18 protein-coding genes are annotated in these 24,329 nt (G+C 44.9%); 7 read left to right on the forward strand and 11 right to left on the reverse strand.

Features of this window, described 5'->3' with window-relative positions; all coding sequences use genetic code 11:
- Nucleotides 1-3: 3 nt before the first annotated feature.
- From INQ51_RS17385 to INQ51_RS17420, 8 genes are all read right to left on the reverse strand, one after another.
- Nucleotides 4-1,359, reverse strand: coding sequence for a TolC family protein (locus INQ51_RS17385; RefSeq protein ID WP_233379221.1), 1,356 nt, complete (start codon nt 1,357-1,359; stop codon nt 4-6).
- A complete protein-coding gene (locus INQ51_RS17390) occupies nt 1,313-4,384 on the reverse strand; it encodes an efflux RND transporter permease subunit (protein WP_233379222.1) in 3,072 nt (1,023 codons plus the stop codon). The genes INQ51_RS17385 and INQ51_RS17390 overlap by 47 nt, the downstream gene beginning before the upstream one ends.
- 10 nt (nt 4,385-4,394) lie before the next feature.
- Nucleotides 4,395-5,498 (reverse strand): efflux RND transporter periplasmic adaptor subunit, encoded by a 1,104-nt coding sequence (locus INQ51_RS17395; protein WP_233379223.1) that lies wholly within the window; start codon nt 5,496-5,498, stop codon nt 4,395-4,397.
- A 307-nt stretch (nt 5,499-5,805) separates the two neighbouring features.
- Nucleotides 5,806-6,813 (reverse strand): 3-dehydro-L-gulonate 2-dehydrogenase, encoded by a 1,008-nt coding sequence (gene yiaK / locus INQ51_RS17400; RefSeq protein ID WP_233379224.1) that lies wholly within the window; start codon nt 6,811-6,813, stop codon nt 5,806-5,808.
- Nucleotides 6,801-7,694, reverse strand: coding sequence for a sugar phosphate isomerase/epimerase family protein (locus tag INQ51_RS17405; protein ID WP_233379225.1), 894 nt, complete (start codon nt 7,692-7,694; stop codon nt 6,801-6,803). Before INQ51_RS17405 ends, yiaK begins: the two co-directional genes overlap by 13 nt.
- Nucleotides 7,695-7,740: 46 nt before the next feature.
- Nucleotides 7,741-8,457, reverse strand: a complete 717-nt coding sequence (locus INQ51_RS17410; RefSeq protein WP_233379226.1) for an SDR family oxidoreductase — start codon at nt 8,455-8,457, stop codon at nt 7,741-7,743.
- A gap of 63 nt (nt 8,458-8,520) precedes the next feature.
- Nucleotides 8,521-9,210: a response regulator transcription factor gene (locus tag INQ51_RS17415; RefSeq protein ID WP_233379227.1), complete on the reverse strand. Its 690-nt coding sequence runs from the start codon at nt 9,208-9,210 to the stop codon at nt 8,521-8,523.
- Between the two features lie 139 nt (nt 9,211-9,349).
- Nucleotides 9,350-11,104: a sensor histidine kinase gene (locus tag INQ51_RS17420; protein WP_233379228.1), complete on the reverse strand. Its 1,755-nt coding sequence runs from the start codon at nt 11,102-11,104 to the stop codon at nt 9,350-9,352.
- A 138-nt stretch (nt 11,105-11,242) separates the two neighbouring features.
- Between INQ51_RS17420 and INQ51_RS17425 the strand changes: the two genes are divergently transcribed.
- The 7 genes from INQ51_RS17425 (at nt 11,243) to INQ51_RS17455 (ending at nt 19,829) form a co-directional block, all read left to right on the forward strand.
- Nucleotides 11,243-12,139 (forward strand): hypothetical protein, encoded by an 897-nt coding sequence (locus INQ51_RS17425; RefSeq protein WP_233379229.1) that lies wholly within the window; start codon nt 11,243-11,245, stop codon nt 12,137-12,139.
- 362 nt (nt 12,140-12,501) lie between these two features.
- Complete coding sequence (locus INQ51_RS17430; protein ID WP_233379230.1) at nt 12,502-13,272, forward strand: hypothetical protein; 771 nt, start codon at nt 12,502-12,504, stop codon at nt 13,270-13,272.
- Between the two features lie 518 nt (nt 13,273-13,790).
- A complete protein-coding gene (locus INQ51_RS17435; protein ID WP_233379231.1) occupies nt 13,791-14,618 on the forward strand; it encodes a DNA adenine methylase in 828 nt (275 codons plus the stop codon).
- Between the two features lie 2 nt (nt 14,619-14,620).
- Entirely contained in the window at nt 14,621-16,936 is a 2,316-nt protein-coding gene (locus tag INQ51_RS17440; RefSeq protein WP_233379232.1) for a DGQHR domain-containing protein, read from the forward strand.
- Nucleotides 16,937-17,406: 470 nt separating this feature from the next.
- On the forward strand, nt 17,407-18,153 hold the full coding sequence (locus tag INQ51_RS17445; RefSeq protein WP_233379233.1) for a hypothetical protein: 747 nt from the start codon (nt 17,407-17,409) through the stop codon (nt 18,151-18,153).
- Nucleotides 18,154-18,504: 351 nt separating this feature from the next.
- On the forward strand, nt 18,505-19,140 hold the full coding sequence (locus INQ51_RS17450; RefSeq protein WP_233379234.1) for a hypothetical protein: 636 nt from the start codon (nt 18,505-18,507) through the stop codon (nt 19,138-19,140).
- A gap of 155 nt (nt 19,141-19,295) precedes the next feature.
- Nucleotides 19,296-19,829: an ester cyclase gene (locus INQ51_RS17455; RefSeq protein ID WP_233379235.1), complete on the forward strand. Its 534-nt coding sequence runs from the start codon at nt 19,296-19,298 to the stop codon at nt 19,827-19,829.
- A gap of 50 nt (nt 19,830-19,879) precedes the next feature.
- On the opposite strand, the gene INQ51_RS17460 is transcribed toward INQ51_RS17455, so the two are convergent.
- The 3 genes from INQ51_RS17460 to INQ51_RS17470 all read right to left on the reverse strand — a co-directional run bounded on the left by INQ51_RS17460 (nt 19,880) and on the right by INQ51_RS17470 (nt 24,318).
- The gene (locus INQ51_RS17460) at nt 19,880-21,670 is read right to left on the reverse strand and encodes a TIM-barrel domain-containing protein (RefSeq protein WP_233379236.1); all 1,791 of its coding nucleotides are present in this window, start codon (nt 21,668-21,670) and stop codon (nt 19,880-19,882) included.
- Nucleotides 21,667-22,515 (reverse strand): family 16 glycosylhydrolase, encoded by an 849-nt coding sequence (locus tag INQ51_RS17465; protein ID WP_233379237.1) that lies wholly within the window; start codon nt 22,513-22,515, stop codon nt 21,667-21,669. Before INQ51_RS17465 ends, INQ51_RS17460 begins: the two co-directional genes overlap by 4 nt.
- A gap of 279 nt (nt 22,516-22,794) precedes the next feature.
- A complete protein-coding gene (locus INQ51_RS17470) occupies nt 22,795-24,318 on the reverse strand; it encodes a SusD/RagB family nutrient-binding outer membrane lipoprotein (RefSeq protein ID WP_233379238.1) in 1,524 nt (507 codons plus the stop codon).
- Between the last annotated feature and the right edge of the window lie 11 nt (nt 24,319-24,329).

Here is a 24,329-nt window from a genome sequence, read left to right on the forward strand (position 1 = left end):
TTTTTACTGGTAGTAAACCATAATGTTTCCCGCTATTTGCTGAAGCGAAATCTCCGCCACCTTGGTAAGATACTGGATAGAAATCAGCCGTTCTTCTGCGTCAAGAAGGCTTTTCTGTACCTCGCGCAGTTCGAGCCCCGAGAGGTCACCCAGTTTGTAACGTTCCAGCGCAATTTCCAGGTTCTCCTTTGCCACGTCGAGGTTTTGTTTTTCGAGTTGCAAAAGCTTTAGGTTGTTTTCATACGAATAGTAAATGGTAAGGAGGTCGGCTTTTACTTCCTGTTCTACCTGCTGATATTGGTATTGTTGTTTTTCGATGTTTAACCGGGCATTTGTTTTTTCCAACTTTCTGGTGAATCCGTCAAAAATATCGATCCCGAGCGTCAGTCCGTAATTCAGCCCGTTCACTGTTTGATTTTTGACGGAGCCCGTACCGTAGTTGCTGTGCGAAAAATTGTACCCGGTAGAAGCATTTAAGTAGGGATAAGCACGTGAAGCGATGATCTTGTAATCAAGTTCCGAGATCACTTGGTCTTTGGCAGCTATCAGCAGGCTGGTATTGTTGCCAAGCATTTGATCGAGCAGCGCCTGGTATTGCAAGTTGTTGTTGATCTGGATGGCGCTGTCTTTTACAACAAGTTCATCTTCCAGCCTTTCTACCGACATTAGCTTTTTAAGCCTTACCTGCGATGCTATAATTGCTTCGTTTTGGTTGGCCAGCCTTGAACTGTCGGCATTCAGGTAAACCATCGATTGCAATAATTCAAGTTTCGAGGAAGAGCCGAGCAGGTAACGTGCTTCGTCGATTCGTACCCGCTCGCGGGAAAGCTCCACAGCATAAACGAGGTTCTTGTTCAGGTTCAGCTGTTGCACATACAAATAATATTCGGAAATGATTTTGGCAATCAGGTTTTCCATGTTCATCCGTGTGTTGAGCCCGCCCATTTGCTTTAGCTGATTCAGCTTTTCGTAGGTGGTTTGTACATTGAAGCCCCTGAAAAGAGTTACATCAAGGTTTACATTGGCAGAACCGCTCATGTTATGAACGCCCTTGTTCACATTGTCAGCGCCTGTTGCAAGCGACTGATTTGTGTTATTCAGCGTGCCTCCGAAACGATTGGTTGAAGTTACATAAGGCAGGAAACCGGCATTTCCTTTTGTATAATTATTCTCCGCCAGTTGTTCCTGGTTGCGCGCTATTTTGATGGAAAAATTCCGTTCCAGCCCGGTTACAATGCACCGGTTCAGGTCGTAAACTTCCTGCGCACCGGTAAAAAACGGGGCAGCAAGAAGCGCGATGGCAAGCAGTATGTTACTTATTTTCGGAAGATTCGATTTTTTGTACTTGAACCGATTCATCATGAATGTTTTTTGTTTCACTTGAGATAAAAAGATAGATTCCCGGAACCACGTAAAGGGTAAGGAAAGTGGAAATGGTTAACCCGCCTACAACGGCAATACCCATGGCAACGCGGCTTTGCGCACCTTCGCCAAGACCGATGGCCAGTGGAAGAATGCCGAGAACGGTCGATAAACTGGTCATCAGGATGGGGCGGAACCGGGCTGCCGATGCATAACGAATGGCGTCGAGCTTGCTCATGCCAGCCAGTTTGCGCTGGTTGGCAAATTCCACAATCAGAATTCCGTTCTTCGAGACCAGACCGATCAGCATGATGATCCCGATCTGGCTGAATATATTCATTGTAATATTGAAATACCACATAAAAATCATGGCCCCGGTAAGTGCCAGCGGAACAGTCATCATTACGATTACCGGATCCTTGAAGCTTTCGAACTGGGCTGAAAGAACCAGGAAAATCAGGACAATGGCCAGAAGAAAAGCAAACATCAAGCTGGAAGAACTTTCAGTAAAGTCTTTGGAGTCGCCGGCAAGGGCAGTTCTGAACGAATCGTCGAGCACATCGGCTGCAATCAGGTCCATTTCAGCCAGACCTTCGCTGATGGTTCTTCCCTGTGCCAGACCTGCCGAAACTGTTGCCGACACAAAGCGGTTGTAGCGGTACAATTGCGGAGGAGCAGTCTCTTCTTTCAGGCTGACAAAATTATCGAGCTGTATCATTTGTCCGGTGTTGTTGCGCACGTACAATGATTTCAAGTCAAGCGGCTTGTTTCGGTCCTGGCGGGCAATTTCACCCAAAATTTGGTATTGCTTTCCGTTCATGATGAAATAGCCAAAACGTTGGCCACTCAATGCCAGCTGAAGTGTTTGCCCGATGTTTTGCGTTGAAACACCCAGCAGGTTAGCTTTGTCGCGGTCAATTTCAATCTGTAGTTCAGGTTTGGTGAATTTCAGGTCAACATCCGCCATTTCGAAGGTGGGGTTATCGTGAACCCGGGCCATGAATTGGGGCAGGATTTTTCGCAACTGATCAATGTTGGGCGCCTGTAAAACATACTGAATGGGCAGTCCCGCACGTCGTCCGCCAAAGGTTGATTGCTGAATTACGCTGGCTCTTGCTTTGGTCATTTTCCGCAGAGCGGCTGATAACTGACTGGCAATTTCCTGTTGTGTTCTCTGTCTTTCGGAGGGTGGAATCAGAACCACTCGTACAAAGGCACGGCTGCCCCTGACCATGGAGGTAACCTTGTCGCGCTCGGGAACAGTGCGTTCCACAAGCGCGGTCACTTCTTCGGTATAAGCCTGGTTGAACTCATAGGTCGAACCTTCCGGCGTTGTAATGTTAATATTCAGTTGAGAGCGGTCTTCCAGCGGTGCCATTTCCGACGGAATGACTTTCCACAATGTAAAAATCAATCCCAGCGCTGCCACAAGCACAAGAGGCGAAAGATACCTGCGTTTCAGAAAAGTATCGAGCGAGCTTTTATAGGCGCTATTGAGTTTAACAAAGAATTTTTCGGTCCACATGTAGGCCTTGCTTCTTTTTTTCCTTGTTTTCAGTATTTTGGTTGAAAGCATGGGCGTAAAAGTCAGGGCAACAAAGGAAGAGATGCCTACGGCTCCGGCAATAACAATACTGAATTCGCGGAATAGTCTGCCGGTCATGCCTTCCAGAAATACGATGGGGAAAAACACGGCAATGAGCGTAATGGTGGTGGCAATGATCGCGAAAAAAATCTCGTTGGCACCCGCTATTCCTGCATCAAGCGGTTTCATTCCCTGCTCTATCTTCACATAAATATTTTCCATCATAATGATGGCATCGTCAACCACAAGCCCGATGGACAATACAATGGCCAGGAGGGTGAGTACATTTATGGTGAATCCGGCCATGTACATAATGAAAAACACACCCACCAGCGAAACCGGGATAACAAGAATCGGTAGGACGGTTGTGCGCCAGTCGCGTAAAAAGGCAAAGATGATTACCACCACCAGGAAAAATGCGAGGTAGATGGTACTTTGCACTTCAGAAATGGAAGTGCGGATGTATTGTGTATTGTCAAAACCGATTTCAATACCCACATCATCGGGTAGGTCTTTTTTGATGTATTCAAGACGCTCGTATACTTCGTCTGCAATATCGATATGATTGGCGCCGGGTTGCGGAACAACAACGGTACCGACCATCGGGATACCGTTCATTTTCATGATTCCCCTCAGATCTTCGGGACCCAGTTCTGCTCGGCCAATGTCGCGGATCCGGATCGAAAGGTCCCCGGTTTGTTTGAGAATGAGGTTGTTGAATTCCTCGGGTGTCTTCATCAATCCGAGGGTGCGGATCGTCAGCTCGGTGGTGTTTCCTTCCACGCTGCCGGCAGGTAACTCCACATTCTCGCGAAGAATGGCATTGCGAACATCCAGGGGCGTCATCTGGTAGCCCGCAAGTTTGGCCGGATCGAGCCAGATACGCATGGCATATCTCTTTTCTCCCCAAATGGCAATGGAGCTGACTCCCGAAATGGTTTGCAACTGTTCTTTAAAAGTTAGTTCGGCAATCTCGGACAGTTCGAGCAGCGAACGCTTCGGACTCTGAACGGCAATAAACATAATGGGGCTGGCATCGGCATCAGCTTTTGAAACAGTAGGAGGGTCGCAGTCGCGGGGCAGGAAACGCTGGGCTTGCGAAACCTTGTCGCGTACGTCGTTGGCCGCAGTTTCCAGGTCAACGGTCAATTCAAATTCAACCGAAATCCAGCTGCGTCCCTGGCTGCTTCGGCTGGTCAGGGTGCGAATACCCGGAATACCGTTAATGGACTGTTCAAGCGGTTCGGTGATCTGTGTTTCGATAACATCGGAGTTGGCTCCCGGGTACGAGGTGCTTACCGAGATCAGCGGCGGATCGACACTCGGGAATTCGCGCACCCCAAGGTAGGTCATCCCGATTGCCCCAAACAGGAGAATGACCAGCGAAAAAACGGTGGCCAGTACCGGGCGTTTTATACTTACCGAAGATAAACTCATGATTCAGGAATTACTGGTTAGTAAACAAAGTATCCAACTGGACCGGCAGGTTTTCGCGCAACTGCAAAATAGCGGTCGTAAGCAGCGTATCACCAAATTCCAGCCCTTCCCTGATCTGTATCTGCGATTCGGTGCGCAAGCCAATTACCACATTTCGCTGTTCTGCTTTTCCGTTTTTTAGCACAAATACTTTTTCTCCCGACATTTCGGCAATTACCGCTTCTGTGGGAATGGCAATGGCATTTTCGATTTTCGACAACAACGCAGCGACTTTAACCGAACGACCGGGCTTTAGCTCTTCCTTTTTATTGGGATACCGGGCTCTTACCGTGATGGTCCGGGTTTCGATGTTCACCTTTGGATCTACGGCATAAACATTTGCATTGAATTTTTCAGGACTGTCAGGGAATTGGAAAGTGATCGGAAATCCCGGGGCAATCTCACCCGAATACCGTTCGTTTACGGAGAATTCAATTTTGAGTGGGCTTATTTTTACCAGTCGGATGATTTTGGTTTGGGTGCCGGCATAGGCTCCCTCGCTGATAAAACGCAAACCAACCACGCCGTCGAACGGAGCACGCAGTTCGGTTTCTGCAATCCGGGCCTCAATCAGCATAATGTCAGCTTCTACTGATTGCAGTTCGGTGGAAATCTGGTCGTAGCTTTCGCGGCTGATGGCATCGCGGTCGAGCAATTGCCGTTGCCTGAACTCCTTTTCCTTTAAAAGTTTTTGCTGAGCCTGCAACTTTAACAACTGGGCTTGAAGCGGCCGGTCGTTTATTTTTGCCAGCAAATCACCCTTTTTCACCCGCGTTCCTTCTTCGAAAAAGATACCCACCACTTTTCCCGAGGTTTCAAACGATAGCTCCACTTCTTCGTCGGGCAACAGCGAACCTGTGCTGATGATGAGCTCGCTCATTTCCTGCGGAACGATAACATACCCGCTGGCAAAGGTTTTCTGTATGCCGCCACGCATGCCTGCAAATCCCCGGGCAGGGCCATCTTCATTGTGTTTGCTTAACAACGGTTTAAGCTTCGGGTATAGAATTATCCCGGCAAGAAATAGCAAAATGATGACTGAAAGGATCAGTCGGAAAACTTTTTTTGTGCCCACGTCGATAAATTTAGTCAGTTTATGTCTGCAAATAAGCCCCGAGGAGCCGACAAGGACTTTGACTGTCAGTAAATGAAAAGGTTAATTCCGGGTTGGACTTTTTTTGGTTCCGTCTTCATTTTTATCAAAGCCAATCAGCTGTGACCCCCAAGTTTTTTAATTGAGATATAAAGTATCACGGTTATGCGGTAAAGATAAAAACTTGTGTGATACCATCAAGTGATAGAAGTCTTTGATATTTGGGAGATGCGTTTGCTGGGGGTGCAAGGGCTGGTAGTTAGAATGAAAGAGCCTGACTTACCCATCATCACATCCGTAAAATCTTTTCCCAAGTAGATTTGTCCACCGGAATTCCCTGTTTCAAATTCTCATTTCGGGTGCTTATAACTCTTTCTCCGGGAAACTTAATCTGTTGGTTAGCGTCAATGGGGAGGGAGGCTTTAAAATCATCGATAATAGCTGAAATGCTTTGGTCGATTGCGGGGTAATTGTGCAGTTTTTTTAAGTCGATACAAATAAAAACCTGCGAAACCCCGTATTCAGCTTCCTTGCGGGTAATGTCTTTGGTGGCGAGTCCTGCCGATAAAACGGTGGCCAATATGTCCAGGAGCAAGGACAAGCCCGCTCCTTTCCAGTAGCCGATGGGCAAGCCTCGTTTGCTTTCCAGTATTTCGTCTGGCGATGTTGTCAATTCATCGTTTTTATTGAATCCTCCCGGAAAGGGTAACAAGGTCCCTTCTATTTTTGCGGCTTCCATCTTCCCGTACGAGAATTGCGTCATGGCAAAGTCAAGAACAATGGCTTCATCGCCAAAAGGAACGGCCAGCACAAGCGGATTATTTCCCAGGCGGCTGTCTTTGGCTCCCCAGGCCGGCATGTTGCCTTCGGTGTTGGTCCAGCCAATAAAAATCTTTCCTTTTTGTGCTGCCTGCCAGCCATAAGTGCCGCCGCGCATCCAGTGGTTGGTGTTGGCAATGGCCACACAGCCAATGCCGTTTTCGGTGGCCAGTTCCATGGCGCGATTGGTACAAAACTCCGCATTTAACGGACCGGGCCCAAGATTTCCGTTCCATTGTTCGATGGCTCCGGCAGCATTCGTTTTTTCGGGCTCAGCATCCGGTTTCACAAAACCTTTTTGTACGTTTTCAACAAAACGCGGAAAACGGTAAACTCCGTGTGAGTATATTCCCTCGAGGCTGTTTGTGGCAAAAATTTGTGCACACTTACCGGCACGGGGTTCTGAAAAATGATGGTCCAACAAAATGCGCTTAAACTCTGACCTCATTTCATAAAAAGGAACCTTTATTTTATCCATGTCAAAGTTGTTGTATTGTTTACCTTTTCCAACAATGCAGGCACTTTTTTGTATGGATCGCCTTCTCCCAATGTTTCCAAAGGCAAATAACCCCGGTAGCCGTTATCTTTGATTATTTTAAAAAGCTTTTTAAAATCGGTGGGCGTTTCCTTGCCGTCCATCCACATATTTTCTTTGATCTGCCAGGTGACAGCATATTTTATATTTTTCTGAATTTCTTCAAAAGGATCATGTTGCCGGTAACTACCAATATCAAGGTTTAACCCCAGCCATTCAGAATCAACCATCTCAAAAATACGATCAACATCGGCCGCTGTTTTTATAAAATCGTTGTGATTTTGAATCGCGATGATCACTCCATACTGCTTCGCAAAATCGCAGCAGGTTTTCAGGTCCTTAGCCATCCATTCAAAAACCTGATTACGCGAGTAACCTAAGTGTTGGTTTGTTCCGGCAAAAACACGAACGTTGGGGATTCCCATTTTTGCGGCAGCCTCAACCCATTTTTTTATCATGACAACATCGGCTTCCCGGCTATTTTCATCCGGATTGGCAAAATCATTCCTTACGCCGGTTCCGCTGATATCAAGGCCCAACAGAAAAGCCTGTTTCTTAAATTTCATCATAAACTCATCGCTCGGAACATCGGGATAGCCTGGGAAATAGTAGCCTGTTGGGTCGATGGCATCAAAATTATGTTCCGCACAAAAGTCAAGGACATCAAACAAATCTATCTTTTTGTCCATGAGAAGCTTGTTAAATGAATATAAGTTCAGGCTGATTTTAAATTTATGTCCCAACTTACTCCAAACAGAGGGCATTTCTGTGGCCAATACCTGCAATCCTGATGCTGCAAAAGGAACAGCCAGCATTGACTTCATAAAATTTCTTCTTGAAGATTTCATTTTTTGACTTCGTTTTAATGTGTTAACGAATTCCCGAAGGGGCTTCAATAACCACTTCCTTTACAATCGCAGTGGGTGAAAGTTGGAGCAGATACCGAATGGTCTTAAAAAGATCTTCCGGTTGGATCATTTCTTCAGCTTTTAAGGGAGTTCCCGCGTCGAAAGCCATTTGCGTATTTACCCAGCCCGGACAAAGAGCGGTTACTTTTATGCCTTTGGGCGTAAGTTCGTGGTACAACGATTCATTAAGCCCCAGCATTCCGAATTTGGAGGCGCAATAGCCACCGCTGCCTGCGTATCCTACTTTTCCCGAACGCGAAGCAATGTTAAAAATGTAGCCGCTTCGCTGGTGCTCCATCCACGGGACCACTTCTTTTGTAAGGGTGAATTGTGCCGTAAGATTGGTGTTCAGCATCGCCTGAAATTCACTTTCCTCGAGCTCGAGTGTACCATCGAAATACACGCCGGCATTGTTGACCAGTACATCGATCCGGCCAAACTGTGCAATAACAGATTGTATGGTTTCCTTCATTTTAGGAGTGTCGGTAACATCCAGCAGAAAGATGACCGGTGCCAGCCCTCCGTTGTTCACGATTTCGGCAGCTACTTTTTCGAGGTTTTTGGGGTTTCGCCCAATCAGCACGGTTTGATAGCTCATCTCCGACAGTCCATAGGCGATGGCTTCTCCAATCCCTTTGCCTGCTCCCGTAATTACAGCAATTCGGTTTTCGATAATCATAAGCTGTTTTTTCCGAAAGATACAATCAGAAGTTTTGAAATAAAAATAAGAAAGGGGAGATAACTATTTCTCCTCCAGCATAAACCCGCTTCCGTGAATGTTGCGGATTTCGATGTTGGGGTCGTCTTTCAGGTATTTCCGGAGTTTGGTAATAAAAACATCCATGCTGCGGGCCGTAAAGTAGCCATCGTCGCCCCAGATTTTCCGAAGGGCTGTTTCGCGGCTTAGCAATTCGTTTTTATTCTGGCAAAGCAGCTTTAGCAGATCAGCTTCTTTGGGCGAGAGCTTTTGTTGTTCGTGGTCGCGGCTGATGGTGCGCAAACGGGCGTCAAATTCGTACGAACCTATGGTGAAAAACGGACGATCGGGAGGGGTCTCCACGGACTGCCGTTTAATGATCGCCTGAATTTTGCACAGCAGCACCTCGGTGTCAAAAGGCTTGGTAATGTAGTCGTCGGCCCCGGCATTGTAGCCTTTCAAAATGTCTTCTTTCAGCGTTTTGGCCGTCAGAAAAACCAGGGGAATGTCCTTGTTTAGTTTCCGGATTTCGGCGGCAATGGTAAAACCGTCGATGTTGGGGAGCATCACATCCAAAATGGCAATCTGGTATTCGCCGGCCCGGAATCTCTCCACTGCGTATTTTCCGTCGTCCACCCACGTAACTGTGTAGTCGTTGATTTCGAGATAAGATTTTAACACCGCCCCAAAGCTGAGGTCGTCTTCTACCAGGAATATGTGTTGTTTTGTTGTCATTGTTAACTTCTCATTCTTTGGCCCCTTAGTTCTCCGAAGGGGAAATCCCTCCTCTTGGGGGAGGTTAGGAGGGGTCAATATAATAATTTGCAAAGATTGACTTCATTTCAGTTACTACACGAACTTCGATAAGGAGGTTTTACTCCCTCACAAAAGGTAAAAATACATCAAATTTGCTTCCTTTCCCGGGTTCGCTCTGAACGCCGATGTTTCCGCGGTTGGCCTCCAGTACCGCTTTTACATAGCTGAGACCCAGTCCGAAACCTTTTACGTTGTGAATATTGCCACTGGTTTGCCGGTAAAAGCGCTCAAATATTTTCGACTGTACCGTTTTGCTCATCCCAATCCCTTTGTCTTCCACCGAAACCAAAACCCCGTTGGGCTGGTTACGTGTCCGCACTTTAATTTCCGGCGCATCGGCTGAGTATTTATTGGCATTATCGATGAGGTTGTACACCACGTTGGTACAATGATTCCGGTCGGTGGTGATCATCGGGTTGGGAGCCTGCAGGTCGAGGTCGATTTTGCCGCCCCGCTTTTCCACTTGCAGAATAATTCCCTGCACCGCATCTTTGATCAGTTCGTGCACATCAATCGCTTCCCAGTTAAATTCAAAGTCCTTCCGGTCGAGCCGGGCAATCGTCAGTATATCTTCCACCTGCCGGTTCATCCGGTTGTTTTCCTTTTTGATCATGCCCGCAAAATACCGGATACGTTCCGCGTCGCCCAGCACTTTTTCGTTGGTGATCGAGTCGGTGGCTACCGAAATGGTGGCAATCGGCGTCTTAAATTCGTGGGTCATGTTATTGATAAAATCCGATTTCATTTCCGAAATCTTCTTTTGCCGCAAAATGTAAAAAATGCTCAGTGCAAAGGTGGTGAGGATAAACAACGAAAACAGGAACGAAGCCACCAGCAGCCAGTTAAGCGAGCGGTAAATAAACCCGCTTTTCCCGGGGAAGCTAACCGCCAGTTTCAGGTTCTTCTGAAAAATATCGTTGGGGTAAAGCTCTACCTGGAAGCCCGATTGAACCACGGCGGCCGAGTCGCTCACCGCAAGGGGAAACTCAGCAATGCTGTCGCGGAGGATCGCAAACTCAAAATCAAGCGGAATACTGCTTTCTTCCAGCTCTTTTTTGAGGGTTTCGGAAACCAGTTGCGCGTCAATTTTCCGCACATCCCATGTCGACACTTCGGTTACCATCCGGTTGGCCAGTTTTTTCAGGCTGCCGGCTTTAAAATGAATACGCTGGGAAAGATCGGGACGCAATATCTTAAAGGTATCCAGGTCGGTAAGCAGCGAGTCGATTTTTAGGGCGCTGATCGTATACAGCGAATCCATATCGGTAAAAAGGGTGTCCTGCCTCACAAACACCGTGGCATTCGAGCGGGTGTTGTTCCCGGCAATCACCACATGGTTGCTGGTCGACGACACCGTGCTTACGTTGTACGAAAATGTTTGCGTGCTTTGGGTCGAGTCGCTTTTCGTTTTTATTTCAATCAGCGCGTTCTTTTTGTCGGGGCTTACCTGCCGGATGATCTGAATCGGTTTTCCGGAAGGCCGGGGGGCTGTGCGGGTAACTACTTTTACCGATTCGGGTTGGCTTTGCCACTCAAACTCGGTGTCCACATCAAAATTCATATTGAGGGTGGTAGCATGGGGCGGCATGCGGAATACCGAGTCGTCCGAAAATATCATTTCGTTTACAATGCCCAGGTTCTGGACATCTTCCAGGCGGTTTACCGTGCGGATCAGCGCTTCGTTCACACTCCGCCCGAACATTTCATTTTTTACCCGGATAGCCTGGTTCATCCAAACCAGCTGAACGGCAATAATCCCTAAAATGGAAATCCCCATCAACACAATCAGTCCGGTAAATAATTTTTTGTTCATGTTTCAAATATAGTTATTTGAGCAGGGCAAAAACCGGTTTTAACTTTTCCTTAACAGAGTTTAACCAGGCTTTAACTGATTGGTAGGCAGCCTTCCATCTATCTTTGTTTGCAGAAAAACAATTCAAAAAATAACAACATGAAGAACATTTTATCGGCAAGCGGAATTTTGGCCCTGGCAGCTTTATTGACCTCGGCTATTTCAATCGGGGAAATGCCACAGGACCCGCCCCGCGGAAAAAAACACATTCAACTGACAAAAATCGACGACAAGGGAAATAAAACCCAGCTCGATACGGTACTAAAAGCCGGGGAGGTTTTTGTGTGGAACGGCGATACCATTGGCGAAGGAAAGGAAATGCAGTGGATAGCCAAAGAAGGAAAGTTTGTGTTCGACTCCGACATGGATTTTGACTTCGACTTTGATACCGATTCCATTCATAAGCTATTTATAAGCAAGGCTGGCGATCTTTCGCTCCCTAAAATGTTTTCGTTCACCTGCAACGACGATTCCGCCCGGCAGTACAAGGTGAAAATGATTGCTTCGGGCGATGACAAAGAGCTTATGGAATGGACCAGTAAAGGTGGCAACAACCTGATGGGCGCTCCTTTCGCGGGGCCTAAAATGATGATGATGCGCAGCAGTGCCAACGGAAATGTGATTGATCTGAGCGATCCAGGGATCATTTCGTTTGAGAAAAAAGAACTAAAAGACGGCCGTGAAAAGATTACGATCATCCGTGAAAAGCCATCGGGCGAAGCAATAGAAGTGCACGAGGAGATCATGATTCCCGGGGCGCCGATGATGATGCACAGCGGACTGCCGCACAAAGCCAAAACCATTAAGGTAATTGCAGGCGACGACGGTAAAGTGGAGATCATTGAAGACGGCAAACAAATTCACGTGGAAGAAATGAGCGAAGATGTGAAAGTGATCGAAAAAGACGGCAAGAAGATCGTGATCCGCAAATCCCGTGAAGGCGACGAAGTAAAAGTAAACGTAGAAGTAGAACAGAAACAGAAAGAAGAGAAATAATTAAACCATTACCAACCGTTGGCTTATCAGCCGGATTTTACTATTTGTCATGACACAAATAGTAAACACAAAAATCAGCCTAGCCCCGAGTGCTCGGGGTTGCTTCGTCTTTGCGTCAAGGCAAAGATGAAGGCCTCCGGCAGGAAAAACTGACGAACATTATTGGAACGGTTAAACAGGAAATAGCATTAAACAGCAAACAGTGCGAAATGGCCGGGCTTCCCTTGTTGGAATACCGGCCTTTCTTTTTTGGGTGACGTGGGTGCGGCCCTGCAAAGAACTCCGGGCGGAAGGCAAAAACCGTTTTTTCGCCGTAACTTTTATCTCCCGAAAGCAGGCAACACTTTTAAAAGGAGGTAGCTATGAAAACCATTTTACTGTTCATGCTGGCAATGATTGTTCTCGGGGCTTCGGCCCAGAAAAACGTGGTGATTGATCAGGACCTGGCCGATAATTCGGACCCGTTGAAAGTAAAGATCGGCGTACAAACCATGGGGAAAGTTGCCAAATACAAATTTGGGGAGTACGCGGTAACCGAAAGCAAAAACGGCTGGACCACCTCGCACGGGAAATCAAATTTCTGGGGCACGCGCGAAGAGAGCACTACCCGCAACAAGTTCTCGTTTACCCTCGGCGACGGCAAATCGAACACCGCCCGCGTTAATGCGGCGACCGATGTAAAGGTGCAACTCAAAAACAGTCTGGAGCTTTTCTCGGGGTTTTACCTGGGTGACGACGAACTGCAACTGGCGGAGCATAATTTCTCGGCATCCATTATCCTGAACAACGACACCACCCGGCTTTGGCTGCTGTTTATGAAAAAGTCGGTGGGCACCGAATCGGACGAACCCGGTGGCGCTGTGCTGACCAACGGGCAGCGAAAGATCCTGATTGTATCGGCCACTTCGGAGCAAGAGGGCAAACGCGGGCAAATGCTCCCGGCGCGTGGTTACCAGTTTCGCGAAGGCGAACAAACCCTCTCCGCCATTCAGTACCTGGGCGGGGGTATGCTGGGGATGAACAAAAGCATTGTCTGGCTGCACAAGGGTCTCGATGAGGATACAAAACTGGTGCTTGCCGCCGCCATGACCGCACTCCTTCAAAAAGAAATGACCGCCATTACCCTCGATTAAAATAGAGTAGAAGTGCGGCTTGTTTTGCCTCCCCGGTAGCTTGTTTGGGGACTCATCCGGCAGGCAAAAAGGAGGTTTTTCGGTTTCGTTTTGACGATTTTTTCCCAGATTGAGAAAGGCAAATGCTTAACAAAATATTTACTTCGTTGAAAAACAGGGACTAAGGTTTTTTGGCCTGTTACTTGCTTTACTCTTCCCGTCCATGATAAAAAAGAGATAAAAAATAGGGGGAAAGCGACTTCTGTATTTATGATTGGTTTTGTGTTTAGGGGTTTGTAAATTATCAATCATCTTCAAAAAGCGTCCATAGCTTTCCCCTCTTTTCTTTTTTTCGGATTCTATCATCTCAACTTTTTATTGAATAAGCATTGTCCCAGGGATTCAGCTTTTATTTAGTATTTCGTCGTCAAATAAAAAATATTGTTAAATTAGTCCTCACCTTAGGTGACACCCGAAACGATTAGCAGCGAGAGATTTATTCACCCCAGGAACTTCAAAAGATATTTAAACTATTTTGGATGGTGGCTATAAAGACTGATAATACTATAAAACCATTTTTAAGATGGGCAGGAGGTAAAAATTGGCTTGTTAAACATCTTGATTTGATTTTGCCAAAAGATGGTTTTAATAATTATCATGAGCCATTTCTGGGAGGAGCATCAATGTTTCTTTCAATTTATCCTAAGAATGAAGCTTTCTTGTCTGACTTAAATAGAGAGCTGATCGAAACATATTCTACACTTAAGGTTAATCCAGAGGGCATTATAGATATTCTTAGAACCTTTGAGAATACGGAGAAATTTTACTACCAAATAAGAGAGAGACGATATGAAGATCCTTTAGAACAAGCTGCTCGGTTCGTTTTTCTTAATCAGACGTCATTTAATGGTATATATCGAGTTAACTTAAATGGAAAGTACAATGTCCCATATGGTTATAGAACTAAGGATTTTTTAGAGGCAGAAAAACTTCGATTAGTTAGCAAACGCCTTAAGAATGCGACCCTTGATTATGGTGATTTTACTATAGTCGAAAGTAGAATTCAGAAAGGAGATTTGGTTTTTTTGGATCCGCCTTACACAGTATCGCATAATGATAATGGGTTTATCAAATACAATCAAAAATTATTCTCTCTAGATGATCAGAAGAGACTGAGTGATTTGATTGATTTTATAAAAGCTAAAGAGGCCTTTTATATACTTACTAATGCTGCTCACAAAACTATAGAGGAAATATTTGATAAGGGAGATAGAGTGTTAAAAATAAACCGAGCAAGTTTAATTGGGGGAGCAAACGCAGAAAGAGGACAAACAACAGAATGCATTTTTACTAACATAAGCAAGTAGCTATGACTGAAGAGCAAGTTAAAGAATTCTGGGAAGGTATGGTCCCCGAAAAGAGTTTGAAGAGTATTATAGCTAAAAGAAAGAAGCCATACATATATGAAAGTGTGCCTCTTGAACTTGTTGAAAAGTTTAAAACTTTGGGTTGGGAGATAGATCGGGAGTATAAAACAACGGTCAAGATGAGAAAAATCAAAGCATTCGATATGGCCTTTGAAGATGAAGTATGGTCTACAATTGCTAGCCTAGGTTTTTTTTACATGAATAAGGATCGAAATTTTAGAATGCCTTACTCTGATGATCCGAAACTAACACAGCAAGTTGATGTTTTTGCTGCAGACAATGAGACAATACTTTTTATCGAATGTAAGGCTGCTAATGGAGAACCCAAAAAAGGCAATTTTAAAGAAACTATAGAAGCGATTGGTGGAAAAAAAGAAGGGATCCATAAAGCTGTAAAAAAGTTATTTCCAAAATCTAAGTATAAGCTCAAATTCATATTTGCAACGAAAAATTATTACTTGTCGGAACCAGACAAAGAACGTCTTAATAATTTTGGGATTCTGCATTTTGATGAAGAAACAGTTCAGTATTATCAAGATCTAATAAAACATTTAGGATTATCAGCTCGATTTCAGTTGCTTGGAAATCTTTTTGAGGGTCAGGAGATTCCTGAAATACAAAATCAGGTTCCTGCAATTGAAGGAAAGATGGGAGGTCACACATATTACTCTTTTTCAATAGAGCCTGAGAAACTACTTAAAATTGCCTATGTGCTGCATAGAAACAAGGCAAATAAAAAGTTAATGCCGACCTATCAAAGATTGATAAAAAAACCAAGGTTGAAGGCAATTCAATCTTTTGTTGAGGATGGTGGTATTTTTCCCAATTCTATAATTATTGATATCAGTACAGGAAAGAAGAAGCTGCGTTTTGACAAAGCATCTCCTCAGGTGGAAGATGCTCTTTCGAGAATTGGCATTTTGCATTTACCAAGACAATATCGGTCGGCATTTATTATTGATGGACAACATCGTTTGTATGGATATGCTAATTCTGAATATAAAAACAGGAATTCAATTCCTGTTGTGGCTTTTATTAATCTTGATAGAAAAGATCAGGTTCGTCTATTTATGCAGATTAATGAAAATCAAAAAGCTGTACCAAAAAATTTGCAAAATACACTCAACTCAGATTTATTATGGGATTCAGAGAATCTAAATGATCGAATAAGAGCATTAAAGCTGCAGATCGCACAAGATTTAGGAGAAGATAAGTCGTCTCCATTGTATGATAGAGTTATTGTTGGTGAAAATCCAAAAACCGCAGTGAGATGTATTACGATCGATAGCATAAAGATTGGACTTGACAGGAGTAATTTCTTCGGTCAATTCTCAAAAAAAGAGATAAAGGAAGATGGTACGTTTTTTAAAGGCGATAACGACTCCACATATGATAAGTTCTTTCCATTTATTATTGAATGCTTTAGTTACATAAAGGAGAACTTAATACATGAATGGAATCAAGGCGAAGCTGATGATGGCTTTCTTTCAATCAATGCTGGAATCGAGAGTTTGCTTCGTATTTTTAGTGACATCATAGATCATTTGGTAAAAGAGAAAATAATTAATCCTAAAGTCGATAAGACTGATCATATAGTTACTGAAGCTATCTATTATCTTGATCCATTGATTGATTATTTAAAGCATTTGTCGGGAGAACAAAGGTTAGAGCTTAAAAAGAGTTATGGAACAGGGGGACGTGCAAGATATTGGCGGTCTCTTCAGCGATCGATTAATGCTGTTCGGCCTGAATTTAATCCTAATGGTTTGGCAAAATACTGGAAAGATGAAGCAAAAACATATAATGAAGAGTCTTTTAAGATGATTCGAGATCTTGAAACTTATATGAAGGAAGATTTCAAAATGCGCTTGGAAGAAAATTATGGTGAAGCATGGTTCAAGGCAGGGGTACCAAAAACTGTTTATGATGGAGCTAATCAGCGAGCGTCAGACAAAAACTATGAAGCAAAGACTAAGTCTGAGGAGGTTGAGCCATGGGATTGCTTGAATATTATTGATTATAGACGGATTGCAACTTATGGTAAGAACTGGAGTGAAATTTTTGAAAAATTTTATACAAAACCGGGTGAAGAAAAACTTCGAGGAGGTAAAGAAGCCAAAACTAATTGGATGCAAAAGCTTGAATATATTCGAAATCAAAACTTTCATTCATATAGTGTGAAAGTAGATGAGTATGGGTTTTTATGTGAACTGAATGAGTGGTTAATTGAAAAGAACTTAGGAAATGAATTTAAATGAGACATTAGCTATCCTTGGAGAAATTTAAGGAATAAAACTGATCAATAGGGAGGTATAAAAAGAATATGGGGAATTCATGATTAATTAAATAAGATTTTTACTCTCTTTGCTCATTGTATTTAACTTATAGGGTAAAACTTTCAATAAAAATACACAGTCTCCATAGTCATGGGCTAAAGCCCGTTCGCAGGAATACGTACTAACCCCAGGCTTAAGCCTGGGGTTGATGCGCCCAGACCGCCTCCGGGCTTCAGCCCAATCATACTTCACTTCCTTCTTTTTTCCCTTTGCTCTCTGCTTCTTGCCCTCCGCTTTCCTCTCTTACCTGCTGTAAAACATTGCATTACAAAAAATGCTGCCGTAACTTCAACTTCGGTTAGTGCTATGGAACCTTCAGCACACGAATCCGTTTCCTGCAGATGGTTTTTAGCCGCCCTGACATTCATTATTAATCTTTAAATTTAAGTGTTATGCCCAGTAAAACAGAATCAGGCCACGCCATTAACGTGGCAACCTTCAACGATTTGATTTCGTTCGTAAACGGCTACGGAAGTGCCTACAACCCATCGAACGAGGCCCTTGCCCTGCCACAGTTGCAGGCGCTTGCCGCCAGTGCCGGCACCCTGCTCGATGCAGTGTATACCGCACAGGCGCCGTACAATGCCGCCGTTGCCGCCCGCGAGGTGGCTTTTGCTCCCTTAAGCAAGCTGGTTACACGGGTAATGAGCTTCCTGAAAGCTTCGGGCGTTACCCCCGAAGTGTACGACAGCGTGTTAACCGTAGCGCGTAAGATCAAAGGAGCCAGGGCTTCGGCCAAACCCAAAACAGTGCCTGCCAATGGGGGAGAAGAACCCGCCGTGGAAGTTAGAACCGTGTCGAGCTCGCAAATGAGCTACGACAGCCGCGAAGAAAACTTCGGCCGCTTTATTCAGCTGCTGGCGGCCATTCCGCAGTATGCCCCCAACGAAGAAGAACTGCAGGTAGCGACGCTTACTGCGCAGGGCGAAGACCTGAAAGCAAAGAATGCGGCAGTGATCAATGCCAGCGTTCCGCTAAGCAACGCCCGCATTGCCCGCGACGAAGTGTTGTACACGCCCGTAAGCGGCCTGTGCGACATAGCGCTAACCGTGAAAAGTTATGTAATGGCAGTGTTTGGTGCATCGAGCCCGCAGTACAAACAAATAGGCAAGCTGCGTTTTACAAAACAGAAGATTTAACTGCAACAGATAAACCCGGTTGTGCAAACAGCCGGGTTAACTCTCCATTAGAGCTCCATAAACTTTCAACAGAGCATCCTATAAATTCAAAAGACCTGTCTTTAGCTTCGAAAGAGCATTCTTGATGGTCAATAAAGAAACATAAATGTTCAAAAAGACAATATGCATGTTCAATATTGCAGTATAAAAGTTCAAAAAAGCATTATGAATGTTCGAATGAGCAATCTAAATCTTCAATAAGGCAATATGTAAGTTCAACAAGAGAGTATGAACACTCATAAATACCACAACGGGAGATAAACTCAGCCCGTTATTTTCAAAAAACAATCAACCAATCTAAAAAGAAAAACCATGAATTTTGTAACCGCAGCCGTACAGGCCGATTTTTTATGCAGAAACAGCCATGTGTGGCCGTTTTTAACTGCCATAGCCAGTGGAATAATGGCTTTTGCAGCCTTGTTTGCCGTTGTATCTTATTCGGTGAGTAAAAAGACTCAGTACCTTTCCACCATCGAGAGTTGCTCCAAAGAATTTCGCTGTTACATGCGGCAGATCCAGAGGGGGAATCCTCCGGCGACCATCAAGCGCGATATGCTGGGCTTGTTTCACAAACAGCTTTTTTACATCCGCAACCATTATGTGCCCGTCGATATCAAAATCGAGTGGATCAAAACCATGCACCAGATTCTTCAGGATAATATACTGGGTGATGAGAAAAAGGTAGATGCCCCGAAAGCCGTGACGTTTGGGAAGGAAGACTGGGAAAGGTCGTTTGATCGGGTGCGCGAGTTCTATGACTACCAAAAAGGGTCGGAAGCTGCCCATCCAACCCGTAAGCAAATCGAAAAGAAAAGGGTGAAACATTACCGGAAAACCTACTTCAACTGCTGGCAAAGGTTTTGGCTTCGCTGGAACTCCCAGTGGAAAAAAGCTTTCCCGGCAGAAATCATTTTGGCGGAAATAAAAACCGAACCGCAGGGCCAGTAATGGGAAGATGCGTGCTGAAAAGTCCGGAGAAGCATCTTTTATCTTCAGAACAGTAAGTCAATCGTGCTGAAGATTGCTTGTGGTGCAGTGTCTACTTGGTTGTTTGCCAGGTGGTTGTTTCGTAACTTGTATGTTGCAACCAAAAATTAACTGTCATGAAAAAAATCGTTTTTATGATCCTGGCATGTGTTTTAATGGCAGCTACTTCCTGTCGTCATAAAACAGCCGAAACCGAACTGGAAGCAGTAAAAGCCCAACAAAAAGTGGAGGAACAGAACAAGATGCTTGTTCAGCGCTACTGGGAAGGCAAATGGAACGACCGGCGTCCCGAAACCCTGGGTGAATGTCTGTCAGCAGATGTGATGTACCACGGCACTTCTATGCAGATGAACGGAATGGAAGAGTACAAACAGGTGTACGGCACTTACCTTGCTGCGATATCTGATACACATGTGGAAATCAACAAGCTAATGGCCGAAGGAGAGTTGGTGACCAGCTACATAACCTTAAGCGGAACCCATACAGGCGAACTCGACGGACTGCCGCCAACGGGAAAACAGATCAGCGTAAGTGTGTTTACCATTTTCCGCATCGCAGAGGGAAAAATAATGGAAGAATGGGAAATTATGGACGAGTTGGGTTTTATGACACAGCTGGGCCTGGAGCTTGGAATGAAAGAACAGGAATAAAAGATAGCCGGGAAAGCCGCTTGTCTGTAGCGCTTTCCCATTGGGCTATCTTATCTGTCCTTCGAAATATTGATCTCGATTGTTTCATGTTTGTCCTGTTCCGGCAATTCAAATTGAACCGAAGAGGAACACACCGTAAAATCGATGGATTTTCCTTTGTATTGAATCCGGTTTACATTGCCGGCGCCGTGCAGAACGATCCGCCAGCTTCGCAACTGGTTCATTCCCGAAAAACTGCCTTCCACCGGGTGAATGGTAAGTGTCGCTTTTTTGTCGCTTTCGGTGTACGACAGCGTTGTTTGTGCCAACATTCCCTCCAGGTAATCGTTGCTCGCGCCATCGTCTTCCACCAGCCTGAATGTTCCGTTGTCGCCGGTAAAAATGTCAAGTTCAAGCCAGTCATTGGTTCCGGCTTCAATTGAACGGGCATAAGCGCGTTTCGGAACAATGGCGCCCTGTTTTACAAACAAGGGAATTTGTCCGGGCGGTGCTTTCACTACCACGGTTTGTCCGCCTTCAAAAGTTTCGCGGGTCCAGTAATGGGTCCATTGCGCTCCGGCCGGAAGATACACTTCGCGGGTACGCGCACCTTGTTCGTATACCGGCGCTACCAGTATTTCGTTGCCAAACAAATATTCGTACAGGCGGGTAGGGCGGATGATGTTAACACCCTCCAATCGCGCCAGGTGTGCATACGAATAGATGTAGGGGAACAGCTGCATTTTCAGGTGCGAATAAAACCGGAAAACCGAATCGGCACGTTCCGAGATGTTGAAGGCAATGTTGCCGCTTGGGTTTTCGGGTTGTGAAAAAGGAGTTGTAAGCGGCACAAAATGCGCGAACTCAACCCAGCGGATGTACAGTTCTTCATCTATCTGCCCATTGAGTCCAACCGCAAAGCCTCCAAGGTCGTTCGATAAAAACGGAATTTGGTGGAAATGGCGGGAAGTATCGGTGTACATGGCCAGGTTTTCTTTAAAGGCAACCCGTGGCAGCCAGGGCGAAAATTCATGCTTCGGATCTTCAACCGTCCAGTCGGAGCGGGTATCGTCGGTCCATTTCCCGGGGTAGCGTTTAAATTCATCGGTTTCCACCCCGTGACTGTGCGAGAGGATAAAACCACGCCCCCGGCTTTCTTTTCCGAGTTTTTGGGTGGTTTCAAACATGGCTTTGCAAACCGGAATGGCATCGGTTTTATCGAGTTTGATAAAATCGGCCCCCTTATCAAAAAAGTGCTTTACTTTTTGCTGAAAGTAAGCCGTGGCTTCGGGATTGGTAAAATCGATGTCGCCGCACCAGGTTCCCCTTACTTCCCGGCTGTTGTCGCCAATAATGGTCGTGCGCAGTCCGTTGTGCCATCCATCGGTGCGTATTTTTTCAGCCTTAAAAAATCCTTTTGATTTGAAATCTTCGTATTCGGCTTCGTTTCCGGTTTGCATAATGGCATCCCACATCCATATGCCGGCTTTGATATTTTGTTCCTGCATGTAGTCCCACATGCCTTGCATGTCGGGATAGGAGATGGTGTCGGCTACAAAATCCATGTACTTCTTGGGGCCCTGTCCCTGGTTTTGCCAGTCCCAAAACCATGAGTCGATCCAGAAAGCATCGATCGGATAGTCATGTTCGATGATCTTGTTGATCAGTTCGATCGACTGTTCCTGGTTGGTGTAAGCGCCATATACCAGGCCAAATGCCCATGCCGGTGGGAGAATTACGTTGGTGTCAGCAACAGTGTTCTGTACAAGTACTTCAGGACTTTTTTTTCCCGAAGGAGAGCAGGCGCAAAACACTGCGGCAGTAAGGAATATTATCCAGGTCTTCTCAACAAGGGTTTTCATTTTCCGGTAAGCTCTTTTTGGTAAATCCGTACATAATCAATGTGGTACTGATGCGGAAACAGCGAATCATCGATGCCGTGTTTTCCTCCCCAGCCACCTCCAACGGCAAGGTTCAGAATCAGGTGAAAGGGCTGGTCGAAAGGCCATGCTCCGGGACCTTCTCCATTGTTTTTGAAGCTAAAGTATTGTTGTCCGTCAACATAGCTTCTGATTTCGTTGGCATCCCATTCCATTGAGTACACATGAAAATCAGTAGTCGCGGTTGGTTGGTAGATTTCTTTTCCCACTTGTGTACCAATGGTGTGGTTGAAAAATTCGGTATGAACGGTTGAATGCACTGTGTCGGGGTCGTAACCCACGTGTTCCATAATGTCGATTTCGCCGCTTTTGGGCCAGTTGCCGTAAGAGTTGTGGGTAGAAAGCATCCAGATAGCGGGCCAGGTTCCTTTGCCGGTGGGCATTTGGGCTCTCACTTCCACTTTGCAATATTGCCAGTCGCCTTTGTTTTTGGTCGTCAGGCGGGCCGAGCTGTAGTCTTTGTTTTCAGTTGGTTCCTTGATGGCGGTGATGGTTAAAATCCCGTTACGTATGTAGGCATTGTCAGGATCAGCCACCGTGTACCATTGTTTTTCGTTGTTGCCCCAACCGTAGGTATTTCCGCGTGTATCGTAGTTCCATTTGCTGGTATCGGGAAGTCCGTCGGTATCAAATTCGTCAGACCAAACCAGTTCCCAGGTGTTCTGATCTACCGTGATGGTATCGGCTTTTTGCTTTTTGCTACTTCCGCATTGGGTGAATAACAAGGCAATCAATGGAAGTAAAAGCAAACTTTTTATTTGTGTCATCTATCTAAATTTTTTAGTGGTGTTACTGTAAAATTTTCTTTCGTCTCGGATGGTCTTTGAATGGACTCTTATTGGCTTACGTTCTTCAAGCCTTTTTAAGTGTCTTTCGTTGTGCGCGAAATTGATAGCGCGTAGAAATAGCTGCCCGCCCTAAGGCAGGGATTTTGTCGACCCGGGATGCCAGTGCTTTATCCTAATTGGCTGAGAAAGGAAAGGAATGGGAAATCTTCCCATTCCTTTCAAGCTAAACTAAACTATCCTATAATCTAACTAAACGTGTTATTTCAGATACCAGGGAACCTGCATCGTGTTGTCAATACCTCCAAATTGTTCATCAATGGCTTTCTGATAGTTCTCAGGATTGGTGGTTACCTCATTGTTTGGGTAATACCAACGTTTTGGGAACTCATTTGGATTGTCTTGATTTAAACAGGTTACAGGATTTAAGATATATTCCGGATAGCCGGTACGTAAAAACTGATAGTAATAGCTGCTGTTGGGTTGGAAAAAATCAATCAGCCAACGTTGTATCCAGATCTGTTGCAAGCGATTTGTTTTACTTCCTCCAGTCTTATATGCAGCCTCACCTGTGAAATAGTTATCTATATAATCTTGTGTGATTTCCATTCCATGCACTAAGCCTTCAGTGTGGGGCAGATGCATGTAGTAAGATAATTGAGCTTTCACTCCTTTCTCGTAATAATCTTTTGCGTTGCCGCCCACCCAGCCTTCTTCTATGGCTTCAGCTATAATGAAACATTGCTCGGCGTAAGTAAAATATAGCAACGGATCGTTGTCTCTAAATTTCACATACCGCTGATTCAATATTGAATACATTCCCGCATCATTATTGATTGACAATGTGTTTGCATCCATCTCATAAGGGGCTCCTACATAAGCTTCAAAGTCAGTTGCAGTGTAGGTTTCCAACATTTGAGCTGCCGGTTCAGCAAAATAAAATAATCGATAGTCATTGTTCTTTTTGAGGGCATCTACTGTAATTGTTGATGGAGCTTGGTCGAGCCTCTGGTTATTTCCATTATAAAAAGGATAAGTTGCATTGGTGTTCTCGGTGTATACCAATTTTAAATCATCATCATAACTGGTCATTAAATTCCCTGAATTTACAATGGCCGCAAATCGGGCTTTTTGCTCAGCAGTTGCTTTTTTACTGATGGTTTGAATCACTTTTAACTGTAGCGCATTACAGAGTTTTTGCCAATTGCCGGCATCTCCGTCATACATTATGTCACCTTTAAAATCAAGGCCTTGAGCAAAAAAGGATTCTGCTTGCTTCAGATCGTCAAGAATTTGCGCAAATACATCGGCCTGTTTGTCATAAACTGGTTGAGTGATACCTTCTTTTGCCTTGCCGGCATCGGAATAAGGAATATCTCCCATACTCAAAGTTGCATTAAATCCATACCACGCTTTTAAAAACAATGCCAGGCCCTTATAGGAAGATTCTGCTACACTGCCTTCGGCAAACTGAACCATATCGTTGAGATCGGTTAGGTATTTAAAATTACCAAAGCTTCCGTATATCCAGTAGGCCCAATAATACTGACCTGGGTCTGGCGTAGAGGTTAGCTTGGTTACGTGATGATCAAACAAAGTGATTTGAGTATAGACATCAGGGCTATTATTCGATAGCTTAAATGTTTTCATCAGGGTATAGGATGCGAGCATATCCGGCGTAGCAGATGTCGATTTGTCCGGGTTCGTATTAATTTCCTCAAAATTACTACACGCTGCTGTATAAAGGAAAATTATAATTATTAAAAGATATTTTAGATTTTTCATAGTTCTAATTA

Source organism: Maribellus sp. CM-23 (assembly GCF_021354595.1).
Classification (GTDB): Bacteria; Bacteroidota; Bacteroidia; order Bacteroidales; family Prolixibacteraceae; genus Draconibacterium.